The organism is Pseudomonas sp. NPDC086278 (assembly GCF_050280905.1).
Taxonomy (GTDB): Bacteria; Pseudomonadota; Gammaproteobacteria; order Pseudomonadales; family Pseudomonadaceae; genus Aquipseudomonas.
The window spans coordinates 45,432-59,496 of the sequence record NZ_JBNNWE010000029.1 but is presented as its reverse complement, the minus strand read 5'-3'; the positions used below and the strand labels follow the sequence as shown (position 1 = coordinate 59,496).

Below are 14,065 nucleotides of genomic sequence, written 5' to 3'. Positions count from 1 at the left end.
GTGAGTGGCTGACCGAACATGCGCCGAACCTCGGCGCGGTGCCGGTGGAACATTTGTGGGGGATTCGTGAACGGGTCTTGAGCAGCGAGCCAGGGACCCCGAAGGGCTCACACCCCCCGGGGTTGTTGGCAATGCACGCTGCTTACAACTTGGCGATCGACACCTCGGTGGATTTTACGAAGGCGATCACTTCGCTGCCGACCACCAGTTCCAGCTCTTTTACCGAGCGGGTGGTGATCACTGAAGTGACGATGCCGGATGCGGTTTGCACGTCGATTTCCGACAGCACGTCACCCAGCACGATTTCCTTGATCGAGCCTTTGAACTGGTTACGAACGTTGATGGCTTTGATAGTCATGATGTTGATTCCTGTCGTTGGATAAGGCTTGAGTTATTGAGCCCAACGCAATTGCGTCGGCAAGGGTGAAACAGGTTCCGGCTCCGGCGGTTCACCGGGCAGTGACAGCACACGATTGAGGACTTCGGTTTCCAGCGCCGCCAGCCGATGAGAACCACGCACCCGAGGCCGCGGCAATTCAACGTGCAGGTCGAGGCCGACTTCGCCCTCTTCGATCAGAATTACCCGATCGGCAATCGCCACCGCTTCACTGACGTCATGGGTCACCAGCAACACGGTGAAACCGTGCTTCTGCCAGAGCCGTTCGATCAGTTGCTGCATTTCAATCCGGGTCAGGGCATCCAGCGCGCCCAGCGGTTCGTCCAGCAACAGCAAGCGCGGCTGGTGAATCAGCGCGCGGGCCAGCGCCACACGTTGCTTCTGGCCACCCGACAAGGCCGCCGGCCATTCGTTGGCGCGGTCCGCCAGGCCGACTGATTCCAGTGCCTCCAGCGCTTGCGGCCGCCAGTTGCCTTTAAGGCCAAGACCCACGTTGTCGATGACCTTTTTCCACGGCAGCAAACGCGCTTCCTGGAACATCAGTCGCGTGTCTTCCCGCGCATCGCTCAGCGGTGCCGAGCCTGCAAGCAATTCACCGCCAGTGGGTTTATCGAGCCCGGCCAGCAAGCGCAGTAAAGTACTTTTGCCGCAGCCGCTGCGACCGACCACGGCAACGAATTGACCGGCCGGAATGTGCAGATCGATCTCACGCAGCACCTGCCGCGCGCCGAAGGTTTTTTGCAGCTTGCGCACCGCCAGCGGAATCCCGCGCAGCAGGCGTGGAGGTTGTTGAGCGGTCATGCGGCACCTCCCTTGGCAACCTGATAAGCCGGATGCCAGCGCAGCCAGACACGCTCAAGCCCACGGGCCGCGAGGTCGGCGAGCTTGCCGAGCACCGCGTACAGAAGAATCGCCAGCACCACCACGTCGGTCTGCAAAAACTCCCGCGCATTCATCGCCAGGTAGCCGATGCCGGAACTCGCGGAGATGGTTTCAGCGACGATCAGCGTCAGCCACATGAAGCCCAACGCGAAGCGCACGCCGACCAGAATCGAAGGCAAGGCGCCCGGCAGGATTACCTGCCGGAACAGGCTGAAACCGGACAGACCGTAACTGCGCGCCATCTCCACCAGCGCCGGGTCGACGTTGCGGATGCCGTGATAGGTGTTGAGGTAAATCGGGAACAACGTGCCCAGCGCCACCAGGAAAATCTTTGCGGACTCGTCGATGCCGAACCACAAAATCACCAGTGGAATCAGCGCCAGGTGCGGCACGTTGCGGATCATCTGCACCGAACTGTCGAGCAGGCGCTCGCCCCATTTCGACAGGCCGGTGATGAAGCCCAGCGCCAGGCCAATGCTGCCGCCGATGGTGAAGCCCAGCGCCGCGCGCCAGCCGCTGATCGCCAGGTGCGTCCAGATTTCGCCGCTGCGCACCAGGCTCACGCCGGCTTCGATCACGGCAATGGGCGCCGGCAGAATCCGCGTCGACAACCAGCCCGCCGACACCGACAACTGCCAGACCGCCAGCAGCAATACCGGCAGCGCCCAGGGCGCGAGGCTGTGGATGATTTTTTTCATGGCGCGCCTCAGCTCTGGGACGCGGCTTTGGGAAGAATGTCGTTGGCGACCATCTCACCGAAGGGGCTGACGTAATTGGCGCCCTTCGGCAACTCCGGACGCTCGATGTCCAGGTGCGGGAACAGCAATTCGGCCACGCGGTACGACTCTTCCAGGTGTGGATAACCGGAGAAGATGAACGTGTCGATGCCCAGGTCCGCGTATTCCTTCACGCGAGCGGCCACGGTCGGACCGTCGCCCACCAGCGCCGTGCCGGCACCGCCGCGCACCAGACCGACACCGGCCCACAGATTCGGGCTGACTTCGAGGTTGTCGCGGTTGCCGCCATGCAGCGCGGCCATGCGTTGCTGGCCGACCGAATCAAAACGCGCCAGCGACGCCTGTGCCCGGGCGATGGTCTCGTCGTCCACATGCGAGATCAGACGATCCGCTGCTTGCCAGGCCTCTTCGTTGGTTTCACGCACGATCACATGCAAGCGAATGCCGAAGCGCACGGTACGACCGAGCTTCGCCGCTTTCGCGCGCACTTGTTCAATCTTCTCGGCCACGGCGGCCGGTGGTTCGCCCCAGGTCAGGACCATTTCTACCTGTTCTGCGGCGAGGTCTTGTGCCGCCTCGGAAGAGCCACCGAAATACAGCGGCGGACGCGGTTGCTGAATCGGCGGATAGAGCAACTTCGCGCCTTTCACGCTGATGTGCTGACCGTCGTAATCGACGGTTTCACCTTCCAGCACCCGACGCCAGATGCGGGTGAATTCCACCGAGGCCTGATAGCGCTCTTCGTGGCTGAGAAACAAACCGTCGCCGGCCAATTCTTCCGGGTCCCCACCGGTCACCAGGTTGAACAACGCCCGCCCGCCGGACAGGCGATCCAGCGTCGCCGCCTGACGCGCCGCCACCGTCGGGGAAATGATCCCGGGGCGCAACGCGACAAGGAACTTCAAACGCTGGGTCACCGGGATCAACGACGCGGCCACCAGCCACGAGTCTTCGCACGAGCGGCCAGTGGGAATCAGCACTCCGCCGAAGCCCAGGCGATCCGCCGCTTGCGCGACTTGTTGCAGGTAACCGTGGTCGACGGCGCGGGCGCCTTCGGCGGTGCCAAGGTAATGGCCGTCGCCGTGGGTAGGCAGGAACCAGAAGATATTGAGGCTCATGGAGTGGTCTCCTTAGGAAATCGAATTACTGCGCTTTGGCAACGGCTGCCGGCGGCGTCCAGATCACGTCTTTGATGCTCAGCGGCTTCGGAATCAGCTTGAGCTGATAGAAGCTGTCGGCGATTTTCTGTTGCGCGGCGACCACGTCAGGAGTCAGGAACAACGCGCCGTAACCCTGGCGTTTCACCGAAGTCAGGGTGATGTCTGCCGGCAGGCCGAGCAGCGGCGACACCTGTTGGGTGACTTCTTCAGGGTTGGCTTTGGACCATTCACCGACCGCGCGCACTTCTTCGACGAGGGTTTTGATCACCTCGGGATTTTTCTGCGCGTAAGGCTTGGTCGCGAGGTAGAACTGATGGTTGTCGACCAGGCCCTGGCCATCGCGCAGGGCGTGCGCTTGCAGTTGTTGTTCGGCGGCGGCCTGGTAAGGGTCCCAGATGACCCAGGCATCGACGCTGCCACGCTCGAACGCGGCGCGGGCATCGGCCGGCGGCAGGAACACGGTCTGGATGTCGGTGTATTTGAGGCCGGCATCCTCCAGCGCACGCACCAACAGGTAGTGAACGTTGGAGCCTTTGTTCAGGACGACTTTCTTGCCTTTGAGGTCCGCCACGGTTTTGATCGGCGAATCCTTCGGCACCAGGATTGCTTCGCTGTGGGGCGCAGGCGGTTCGTAGGCGACGTAGAGCAGATCGGCGCCGGCCGCTTGAGCGAACACTGGCGGGGTTTCGCCGGTAACGCCGAAGTCGATGGAGCCGACGTTCAGGCCTTCGAGCAGTTGCGGGCCGCCGGGAAACTCAGTCCATTGCACGTCCACGCCTTGGGCGGCGAGGCGTTTTTCCAGCGTGCCCTTGGCTTTGAGCAGCACCAGCGTGCCGTACTTTTGATAACCGATTCTCAGCGTCTCGGCTTGGGCTTGGGTAATGGCGCCGAAGGACACAGCCGCAACAAACAGAGCGACCAGACCACGACGCAAAATGACAGTGCGCATAACGCTCTCCTTTTTGCCGTTGGGTTGTGGCTGCACCTGCTTGCCCGTTAGCGGGCGAGTAAGGCCAGTACTTCAATTTCAGGTGTGGCTTGAGTGCAGGCTCAAATGCTCCAGCGAGCACTCAACAGACGTTCGTTCAACAGGTTCGGATCGAGCGGCTTGGGCCGTCGCGCCATGGCGCTGAAAAACAATTCCAGCGACTCGTTCAAGCGTTGTTCCAGTTCCGGCGCCAACTGCGCCTGGGCGCTGCCTTCGCCGTAAGCGATCTGGCTGTCTTCGGCAAAAATCCCGTGGAGCATTTCCTGGGCTTTCAGCGCCGACAGCACCGGTTTGAGCGCGTAATCCACCGCCAGCATGTGAGCAATGCTGCCGCCGGTGGCCATTGGCAACACCACTTTGTGGGCCAAGGCGCGCTCGGGCAGTAAGTCCAGAACGGTTTTCAATGCGCCGGAGAACGACGCCTTGTACACCGGGGTGGCGATCAGCAGGCCATCGGCGTTTTCAATCTGTTGCAGCAAATCGATCACCTTCGGGCTGTCGAAGCGTGCGTGCAGCAAGTCTTCAGCCGGGAAGTCCCGTATCTGGTAACTCACCACTTCCACACCTTGCTGCTGCAACCAGCGTTGCGAACGCTCCAGCAGCACCCCGGAGCGGGAGCGTTGGCTGGGACTGCCACCGAGTGAGACGACCAGCATTCAGAGAATTCCTTGAAACGTTTTGGCGATTCGCAGTGTGCGATCTCGCTTTGATGGCAGTGACCTTAACAGCTGATTGTTATATCCATAAATCATATTTATTCATTTGGTTATTCTTTATTTATCTATGCAAAACACTGTTCTCCGGGCAAAAAAACAGGCCGTCGAAACGGCCTGAAATCCCCTGCTATGGATGCTGTTCAATCTGAAGTCAGCGGCGCTGGTCATGCCGCCTTCGCGAACAAGCCCGCTCCCACGGTGAACAACGCGGTCCACTGTGGGAGCGGGCTTGCTCGCGAAGGCGATATCAGCCGCGCCGCAACTGCTGATGATTCACCGGTTAGGCTGTGGCGTCAGGCGCAGGTACGGTTTCACCGCGCGATACCCCTTGGGAAAGCGCTTCTTGATTTCATCTTCATCCTTGAGCGACGGCACGATCACCACTTCATCGCCGTCCTGCCAATTGGCCGGGGTGGCGACTTTGTAGTTATCGGTGAGTTGCAGCGAGTCGATCACGCGCAGGATTTCATGGAAATTGCGGCCGGTGCTCGCCGGGTAAGTGATGGTCAGCCGCACCTTCTTGTTGGGGTCAATCACGAACAGCGAGCGCACGGTCAGGGTGTCGTTGGCGTTCGGGTGAATCAGATCGTAGAGGTCGGATACCTTGCGATCAGCGTCGGCCAGAATCGGGAAATTGACGACGGCGTTCTGGGTTTCGTTGATGTCTTCGATCCACTTGTGGTGCGAGTCCACCGGGTCCACCGACAGCGCGATGGCTTTCACGCCACGCGTGGCGAATTCATCTTTCAACTTGGCGGTGAAGCCCAACTCGGTGGTGCACACAGGCGTGAAGTCCGCCGGATGGGAAAACAGCACGCCCCAGCTATCGCCCAGCCACTCGTGGAAACGGATGGTGCCGGCGCTGGAATCCTGTTCGAAGTCGGGGGCGATGTCGCCAAGTCTGAGGCTCATGGTGCTGCTCCTGGTGAGTGCTTGATGAGCCCAACTGTGCCTGTGTTTTTTATGGATTAAAAAGAATAAATATCGATTTGTTTAGATCCTAAAAGAATATTAAAGATCTGTTCACTGGACCTCGACAGGCATCGGGACGACTATCGTTCGCAAGGTTCGAGAAGGCCTTGAGTAGCTGCAAAGAGGGGCGTTTCAAGGCGAGATTACGGGGGTGACTCCGCTTTGAAAACGCAAAAGCCCCGCGCGGCGAGCTGCCGCGCGGGGCTTTTTTTACTTCGGTTACGCGAGCGCTATTACAACAGCGGGATCGAGTAGCTGAGGATCAGGCGGTTTTCGTCCTGCGAACGGGTGTTCGGCAGGTCGGTGCGCCACATAGCGTTTTTCCACATGAAGCCGACGTTTTTCAGCGGGCCTTCAGGTACTACGTAACCGATAGTCAGGTCACGTTCCCACTCGGAAGCGCCGTTGGCCAACTGACCACCGCTTGCGTTCACGGTGTCGATGTTGTCGCCACGCAGGTAGACCATGCCGGCAGTCAGGCCTGGCACACCCACTTTCGCGAAATCATACGAGTAGCGTGCTTGCCAGGTGCGTTCGCCGGCACGGCCGAACTTCTGGATTTGCATGTCGGTGATGGTGTAGTTCGACGAGCCGTCGCCCTGGTTCAGCCAAGGGAAGTCGCTGCTGCCGTTGCTGACCTGGTAACCGCCGCCGAAGGTGTGGCCGGCAACGGTGTACAGGAACAGGCCGCTGTACAGGTTGTTGTCGACTTTGCCTTTGCCGTTCGGCGCGTTGTAGTTGCCGGTGGTGTAGTAGAACGGGTTGTGACCGTTAGCACCGTCGTCAGAGCTGTTGAAGTAACGCAGATCGGACTTCAAAACGCCCGGGCCGATTGCCCAGTTGTGCACCAGACCCAGGAAGTGTTGCTTGTAGAAGTCTTCCAGGTTGCCGAAGTAGTACTGGGCAGTCAGGTCTTTGGTGATTTTGTAGTCACCACCGGCGTAGTTGAACTTGTTGCTGTCGCGGCCTGCTGCGGTACGGCCGTTGGCGCCCGAGATCGACATCGACTGGTTGTTGCTCGAGTTACGACCTTTTACTTGTTCGATCTGACCACCGACCAGGGTCAGATCCTTGATGTCGTTCGAGGTGATCTGGCCACCCTGCCAGGTTTGCGGCAGCAGACGACCGTCGTTGGTCACGATAACCGGCAGTTTTGGCTGCAGGGTGCCCAATTTCAGTTCGGTCTGGGAGATCTTGGCTTTTGCAGTCACGCCCAGGCTGGAGAAGTCATTGACCGCTTCGCCGTTCGATTTGCTTGGGAAAACAGTGCCACCGTAAGAATTGTTAGCGGCGCCGTTAGTACCGCCGCCCGAATCCAGACGCACGCCCAGCAGGCCGATCGCGTCAACACCAAAACCAACGGTGCCCTGGGTGTAACCCGAGATGAAACGCAGATCGAAGCCTTGGCCCCATTCTTCGTTTTTGTTCGGGCCAGTGCCGTCACGGTTATCGGTGTTGATGTAGAAGTTACGCAGCCCCAAAGTAGCCTTGCTGTCTTCGATGAAACCGGCGGCGCCTGCCTGCTGCGCCAAAACCCCTACGGCCACAGCCAGGGCCAAGGTGGACTTGTTCATTGTTTCGCTCCTCTCGTTCTAATTCTTGTGTTCCTGGTCCTGGGTCGAATGCCCCGGATCCGAAGATGCGCGATTAGCGCCAGACCGTGACTGACAAGTCAATCGCAACCGTCCGTGTCTACGACCAAGGTCTAACCGCAGTGATTTTTGGTCCGTGCAGGGTAATGATTTATTCATAAACCCAAAAAGAATTATTTCATTCTTTTTCATACCGTTCTGGAATATGGCTAGCCGCTAGTCACCCGCATCGGACACAGGGTATCGGCGCCTAAGCTAATTCCTAAACAGTATTTGTTAGCCTTTTTTTAGATCGATTAGCTTTGACGCATGTTGCATACGTCAATCCCTATCAAAAAGGCGACGCCATCATGGCCAAACGCGCACTATCCAGTCAAATTGTTACAGTTTGTATATCGGTTTTATTTTCTGTGGGCGCCCAAGCGGCGAACCTCACGGTCGGCTATCAAACCGGCATCGACCCCAGCAAAGTCCCCCAGGCCGATGGCGCTTACGAGAAAGCCATAGGCGAGAAAATCGACTGGCGCCGATTCAACAGTGGGCCGGAAGTGGTAACGGCCATTGCCTCCGGCGATGTGCAGATCGGCAACCTCGGTTCGAGCCCTCTGGCCGCTGCGGCTTCGCGCAACCTGCCGATTGTCGCGTTTATCGTTTCCGCTCAGATCAACGCCGCCGAAGCACTCGTGGTGCGTAACGGTAGCGGCATCAATAAACCGGAAGATCTGATCGGCAAGACCATCGCCACACCGTTCGTTTCGACGTCCCATTACAGCTTGCTCGGCGCGCTGAAGCATTGGGGCCTGGACGCCTCGAAAGTCAAAGTAGTGAACCTGCAACCGGCGGAAATCGCGGCGGCGTGGAAACGTGGCGACATCGATGGCGCCTTTGTCTGGTCGCCCGCCCTTGGGGAAATTCGCAAGACGGGCAAGACCTTGACCGACGCGGCGCAGGTCGGACAGTGGGGCGCGCCGACCTTCGAGGTGTGGGTGGCGCGCAAGGATTACGCCGAGAAGCACCCGGACGTCGTGGCCAAATTCGCCAAAGTCACGCTGGACTCATTCGCGGACTACGCCGCGCACAAAGACAGCTGGACCGCCGATTCGGTGCCTGTGCAGAAAATCGCCAAACTGACCGGTGCCAATGCCGCCGACGTGCCGGAGTTGCTGGCGGGCTCCACGTTCCCGGACGCCAAGGCGCAGCAGACCACCGCGCTGCTGGACGGCGGCACGGCGAAGGCAATTGGTGAGACGGCGAAATTCTTGAAGGAGCAAGGGAAGGTAGAGACAGTGCTGCCGGATTATTCGGCGTATGTCAGCGCGAAGTTTGTCACTGACTGATTTTTCGCGAGCAAGCTCGCTCCCACAGTGGTGTTGTAAACACCAAGATCCCTGTGGGAGCGAGCTTGCTCGCGATGGGGGCACTGCGGTTACAAGGTCTTTTCGAAGATCTTCGAATTCCGCTGATAGTTGTACAGCGACGCCCGCGCCGATGGCAGGCGCTCGACGCTGCTCGGCACAAACCCGCGCTCACGGAACCAGTGCGCGGTCCGGGTGGTGAGGACAAACAAGGTTTTCAAACCCTGCGCACGCGCACGGGTTTCAATGCGCTCCAGCAGCTCATCGCCACGACCGCCATGGCGATACTCCGGGTTCACCGCCAGGCACGCCAGCTCCCCCGCGTCCGAATCGGCAATCTGATACAGCGCCGCGCACGCGATGATCATGCCTTCGCGCTCAACCACGCTGAACTGCTCGATCTCACGCTCCAGCACCTCGCGGGAACGGCGTACCAGAATCCCCTGCTCTTCCAGCGGGCTGATCAGGTCCAATAATCCGCCGACGTCTTCGATGGCGGCTTCGCGCACGACTTCAAATTGCTCCTGCGCCACCAGCGTACCGCCGCCGTCACGGGTGAACAGTTCGGTCAGCAGCGCACCGTCTTCGGCGTAACTGACGATATGACTGCGCGCCACACCGCCACGGCAAGCCTCAGCCGCCGCGTCCAGCAGTTCCGCCTGATAGTTGCTGCCCAGGCGCTGCAAATGCGCCGGAACCTGCTGCGGGCGCAACTCGCGAACCAGCCGGCCGTTTTCATCGATCAGGCCCAGGTCGGCGCCAAACAGCAGCAGCTTGTCTGCGCTCAGGTCGATAGCGGCGCGCGTGGCGACGTCTTCGCACGCGAGGTTGAAAATTTCGCCGGTCGGCGAGTAGCCCAGTGGCGACAGCAGCACGATGGAGCGCTCGTCCAGCAGGCGGTTGATGCCTTTGCGGTCGACCCGACGCACTTCGCCGGTGTGGTGATAGTCGACACCTTCAAGCACGCCGATCGGCCGCGCCGTCACCAGATTGCCGCCGGCCACCCGCAGGCGCGAGCCCTGCATCGGCGAGGACGCCATGTCCATCGACAGCCGCGCTTCGATGGCGATGCGCAACTGGCCAACGGCATCGATCACACACTCCAGCGTCGCGGCATCGGTGATGCGCATGCCGTGGTGGTAATGCGGCGTCAGGCCCCGCGCGGCGAGGCGGGTTTCGATTTGCGGACGGGAACCGTGAACCAGCACCAGTCGCACACCCAGGCTGTGCAGCAGCACCAGGTCGTGGACGATATTGCCGAAGTTCGGATGCTCAACGCCGTCGCCGGGCAGCATGACGACAAAGGTGCAATCGCGGTGGGCGTTGATGTAAGGCGAAGCGTGACGAAGCCAATTAACGTATTCGGGCATTAACCTGGGCCTGTAATAAATAGCAGCCAAAAAATGGGCGAAACTGAAAACGCACAGCGGGCTGATGGTTATCGTCGGAACAGGCTTGGCGACACGCGCGCTCTCCTCATGAATACGGGTTTGAACATCGGTAATTTATAGAGTCACTCAGCCAAAACACAAAACCCTGTGGGAGCGGGCTTGCTCGCGAAAGCGCTGGAACAGTCGAAGTTGATGCTGACTGACACGCCGCCTTCGCGAGCAAGCCCGCTCCCACATTTTCATTGCGCTGAACTGGCCGGGGTCAGGCAGTAATGTTCAATCAGTTGTCGTAATAGATGCACCGTAGGCTGCAAACGTGACATTTCGAGGTATTCCCCTGGCTGGTGGGCACAGGCGATATCGCCGGGGCCGAGCACCAGTGTTTCGCAGCCAAGTTGCTGAAGATAAGGCGCTTCGGTGCCGAACGCCACTGCTTCGGCACGATGGCCCGTGAGCTTTTGCGCGACGCGGACCAATTCGGTGTCCTCGGCCTGCTCGAACGGCGGTACTTCGGGGAACAACGGCGCGTAGGTGATTTTCACCTGATGGCGTTCGGCAACCGGGTTGAGCCGCTGCAGAATCTCTGCGCGCAGGGCTTCGGGGTCCATGCCCGGCAATGGTCGCAAGTCGAACTCCAGCGAACACTGGCCGCAGATACGGTTCGGGTTGTCGCCGCCATGAATGCAGCCGAAATTCATGGTCGGCGTCGGCACCCCAAATTGCGGATTGCGGAATTCGCGTTGCCACAACAGTCGCAGGCCGCGCAGTTCGCCGATGGCATCGTGCATGGCTTCGAGGGCGCTGTGACCCAGGCTCGGGTCTGAGGAATGGCCGCTCTGACCGAGGATGTCGATGCGCTCCATCATGATGCCTTTATGCATGCGGATCGGCTTGAGCCCGGTCGGCTCGCCAATCACCGCCGCGCGGCCCAGCGGCCGTCCGGCGGCGGCCAAGGCGCGGGCGCCAGACATCGAACTTTCTTCATCGCAGGTGGCAAGGATCAGCAGCGGTTGCTTGAACGGCTGGTCGAGCAGAGGAATCACCGCCTCGATGGCCAACGCGAAAAAGCCCTTCATGTCGCAACTGCCCAGGCCAACCCAGCGGCCATCGACTTCGGTGAGCTTGAGCGGGTCGGTTTGCCACAACGCACCGTCGAACGGCACCGTGTCGCTGTGGCCGGCCAGCACCAGGCCACCTGGGCCGGAACCAAACGTGGCGAGCAAATTGAATTTGCCGGGGCTGACCTGCTGGATATCGCAGGCGAAACCCAAGTCACCGAGCCACGTCGCCAGCAAGTCGATCACTGGACGGTTAGTCTGATCGAGGCTCGCCTGGGTACAGCTGACCGACGGTGCAGCGATCAGCGCAGCGAACTGATCTTTCATGGACGGCAAAGGCATCGCTGACTCCAACTCCCGAATTGAGGTCCATCATAGAACCATCCGGTGACAGGAATAAACCGTCGCGGCACGCAGCGGCGGACAGTCCTGTACACTGCACGACCTTGGCAGCCACACATTCCCCCGGCTGCGCTCCCGATCCTGGATTTTCCGGCCATGCAGAAAGAAACCGAAATCAAACTCCGCGTCAGCCGCGAAACTCTCGCCGCACTGCGCGAGCACCCGCTGCTGAAAAAACGCAACAAAAGTGGCTGGGAACGCCGTGAACTGATGAACCAGTACTTCGACACGCCTGAGCGTGACCTGGCCCGCGCCAAGGTTGCCCTGCGCCTGCGCCGCGATGGCGAAGAAGTGATTCAGACGCTCAAGACCCGTGGCCAGAGTGTCGCCGGTTTGTCCGAGCGTAACGAATACGACTGGAACCTGCCCAAAGCCAAGCTCGACGTGAAAAAACTCGACGGCGAATGCTGGCCTGAAGAACTGGCCGAGCTGGACAAAAAAACCCTGAAGCCGATCTTCACCACCGATTTCGTGCGCGAACGTGCGGAAATCGCCTGGGGCCGCGGCAAGACCAAAGTGGTCATCGAAGCCGCGCTGGATTTTGGCCACGTGGTGGTCGGCAAGCAGAAAGAAGAAATCTGCGAGCTGGAACTCGAACTGCGCGAAGGCGAGCCCGCCGCCCTGCTCGAACTGGCCGCCGAACTGGCCGCGACCCTGGCCCTGATGCCGTGTGACATCAGCAAGGCCGAGCGTGGTTATCGTCTGTACGACGCCAACAGCTACTCGTTGAGCCTGCCGGCGCCGCAAATCACCGCCGAAACCCCACTGGACGACGCCTTCGCCGCGCTGAGCTGGCACTTGTTGGGCAGCAGCCAGCGTCTGGCTGAACAATATCGCTTCAATGGCCACTGGCGCCTGTTGCTGGACTGGGTCGAGAACCTCGCCGAATTGCGCGCACTGCTCAGCAGCCTGGGCCAGGCCGCGCCGCGTCAGTCGACGCATGATATGCGCGTCGCGCTGGATGCCTTGCTGGAAGACTGGCGTCCGCTGGTGCAGGCCGGTGTCGACGACGAAGACGTGCGCAAAGCCGCGCCGGAACAATTCCTCGAAGAACTGCAAGACCCACGCTGGGGCCTGTTCTCGCTGAACAGCTCGCGCTGGTTGCTGGCTCGCACCTGGGCGGCTGATCGCAACGTTCGCGGCAATCGCCAGGGCGCCGCGCAATTGGGCAGTTGGTTGCCGCGCCTGCTGGGCGAAGAAGCGACCTCGCTGCAATTGCAGCGTTATCAGCAACAGCCGGAAGACCTCGCCGAGCAACTGCCGCGCATCGAGCGCATTCAGGCCTGGCTGCATCACGCCCGTCACGTGCTGGACATCCCGGAAATGGATCGCTTGTACGGCGAGCTGAAGCAATTGGCGCAGCTGGCCAACGAGCCGATCACCGACGAGTCGCTGGATGCGCGCAAGCAGCAGGCGATTGCGGTGTATCAGAATCGCGCCTGGAAAATGCTGCTGCGCATGTAACAGCCTGTGGCTTGGGGCTTTCTGTGGCTGAGGGGCTTTGGTGGTGAGTGGGCTTTTGTGGCGAGGGGGCTTGCCCCCGTTGGGCTGCGCAGCAGTCCTGTTTTTAGAGCAGTCCTGTTTTTAGGGCCGCTGCGCGACCCAACGGGGGCAAGCCCCCTCGCCACAAAAGCCCCTCAGCCACAGCAACCCCACTCACCACAAAAGCCCTCCAGCCACAGCAACCCCACTCACCACAAAAGCCCCCCAGCCACAGCAAGCCCCCTTACTACAAAAGCCCCCAGCCACAGCAAGCCTTCTCACCACAAAAGCCCCTCAGCCACAGCAACCCCACTCACCACAAAAGCCCCCCAGCAGCCACAGCAAGCCTTCTCACCACCAAAGCCCCTCAGCCACAGCAACCCCACTCACCACAAACGCCCCCCAGCCACAGCAACCCCCAACACCACAAAATCACCCTGCCAGCGCTACACTGGCAAACTCGTCGTCGACTTGATTTCCGACAACGCCACAATCGAGTTCACCTCCTGAATCCCCGGCACCATCGACAGCTTCTCAAAGAAAAACCGCTCATACGCCTCGATGTCTGCCGTGACAATGCGCAGCAAAAAGTCCACCGAGCCCATCAGCACATAACACTCCAGCACTTGGGGAAAGCCGCGAATCGCCTCGGTGAACTCCGTGAAGTTCGAACGCCCATGCGCGTTGAGTTTGATCTCGGCAAAAATCTGCGTGTTCAGCCCGATCTTCTTGCGATCCAGCAGCGTCACCTGCCCCCGAATGATCCCCTCCTCCTTCATCCGTTGAATCCGCCGCCAGCACGGCGACTGCGACAGCCCCACCTGTTCGGCTATTTGCGCACTGGAGAGCGAAGCGTCCTCTTGCAGCAACGCCAGAATCTTGCGGTCGTAGCCATCCAGCTCGCTATGCATAGAAAAACCTCTAATCCATGTT

The 14,065-nt window shown here is 60.2% G+C and carries 13 protein-coding genes and 1 pseudogene; 3 read left to right on the top strand and 11 right to left on the bottom strand.

Going from position 1 to position 14,065, the window contains the following annotated elements; all coding sequences use genetic code 11:
* Positions 1–92 (top strand): annotated as a pseudogene (locus tag ACQKP4_RS11970) (HAD family hydrolase); the annotation flags it as partial.
* 50 nt (positions 93–142) lie between these two features.
* Here ACQKP4_RS11970 and ACQKP4_RS11965 read toward each other — a convergent pair.
* The 8 genes from ACQKP4_RS11965 to ACQKP4_RS11930 form a co-directional block, all read right to left on the bottom strand.
* Complete coding sequence (locus ACQKP4_RS11965; protein WP_003229256.1) at positions 143–358, bottom strand: TOBE domain-containing protein; 216 nt, start codon at positions 356–358, stop codon at positions 143–145.
* A gap of 33 nt (positions 359–391) precedes the next feature.
* A complete protein-coding gene (gene ssuB, locus ACQKP4_RS11960; RefSeq protein WP_427633320.1) occupies positions 392–1,198 on the bottom strand; it encodes an aliphatic sulfonates ABC transporter ATP-binding protein in 807 nt (268 codons plus the stop codon).
* A complete protein-coding gene (gene ssuC / locus ACQKP4_RS11955) occupies positions 1,195–1,977 on the bottom strand; it encodes an aliphatic sulfonate ABC transporter permease SsuC (RefSeq protein WP_427633318.1) in 783 nt (260 codons plus the stop codon). The genes ssuB and ssuC overlap by 4 nt, the downstream gene beginning before the upstream one ends.
* A gap of 8 nt (positions 1,978–1,985) precedes the next feature.
* Entirely contained in the window at positions 1,986–3,134 is a 1,149-nt protein-coding gene (gene ssuD / locus ACQKP4_RS11950) for an FMNH2-dependent alkanesulfonate monooxygenase (protein ID WP_427633316.1), read from the bottom strand.
* A 25-nt stretch (positions 3,135–3,159) separates the two neighbouring features.
* Positions 3,160–4,125 carry a sulfonate ABC transporter substrate-binding protein gene (locus ACQKP4_RS11945; RefSeq protein ID WP_427633314.1) on the bottom strand — a complete coding sequence of 322 codons (966 nt, stop codon included), beginning with the start codon at positions 4,123–4,125 and terminating at the stop codon, positions 3,160–3,162.
* 101 nt (positions 4,126–4,226) lie between these two features.
* Positions 4,227–4,820, bottom strand: coding sequence for an NADPH-dependent FMN reductase (gene ssuE / locus ACQKP4_RS11940; protein WP_427633312.1), 594 nt, complete (start codon positions 4,818–4,820; stop codon positions 4,227–4,229).
* Between the two features lie 333 nt (positions 4,821–5,153).
* Positions 5,154–5,792, bottom strand: a complete 639-nt coding sequence (locus ACQKP4_RS11935) for a peroxiredoxin (RefSeq protein WP_427633310.1) — start codon at positions 5,790–5,792, stop codon at positions 5,154–5,156.
* A gap of 293 nt (positions 5,793–6,085) precedes the next feature.
* Positions 6,086–7,426, bottom strand: a complete 1,341-nt coding sequence (locus tag ACQKP4_RS11930) for an OprD family porin (protein ID WP_427633308.1) — start codon at positions 7,424–7,426, stop codon at positions 6,086–6,088.
* Between the two features lie 368 nt (positions 7,427–7,794).
* Here ACQKP4_RS11930 and tauA point away from each other — a divergent pair, with 368 nt between their 5' ends.
* Positions 7,795–8,781, top strand: a complete 987-nt coding sequence (tauA, locus tag ACQKP4_RS11925; protein WP_427633306.1) for a taurine ABC transporter substrate-binding protein — start codon at positions 7,795–7,797, stop codon at positions 8,779–8,781.
* A gap of 89 nt (positions 8,782–8,870) precedes the next feature.
* Here tauA and argA read toward each other — a convergent pair whose 3' ends face one another.
* Positions 8,871–10,169, bottom strand: a complete 1,299-nt coding sequence (gene argA, locus ACQKP4_RS11920) for an amino-acid N-acetyltransferase (protein WP_427633304.1) — start codon at positions 10,167–10,169, stop codon at positions 8,871–8,873.
* 260 nt (positions 10,170–10,429) lie between these two features.
* Entirely contained in the window at positions 10,430–11,590 is a 1,161-nt protein-coding gene (gene argE / locus ACQKP4_RS11915) for an acetylornithine deacetylase (protein ID WP_427633302.1), read from the bottom strand.
* A gap of 156 nt (positions 11,591–11,746) precedes the next feature.
* Between argE and ACQKP4_RS11910 the strand changes: the two genes are divergently transcribed.
* A complete protein-coding gene (locus ACQKP4_RS11910) occupies positions 11,747–13,114 on the top strand; it encodes an inorganic triphosphatase (protein ID WP_427633300.1) in 1,368 nt (455 codons plus the stop codon).
* 464 nt (positions 13,115–13,578) lie between these two features.
* On the opposite strand, the gene ACQKP4_RS11905 is transcribed toward ACQKP4_RS11910, so the two are convergent.
* Positions 13,579–14,043: an Lrp/AsnC family transcriptional regulator gene (locus ACQKP4_RS11905; protein WP_427633299.1), complete on the bottom strand. Its 465-nt coding sequence runs from the start codon at positions 14,041–14,043 to the stop codon at positions 13,579–13,581.
* Positions 14,044–14,065: the final 22 nt, after the last annotated feature.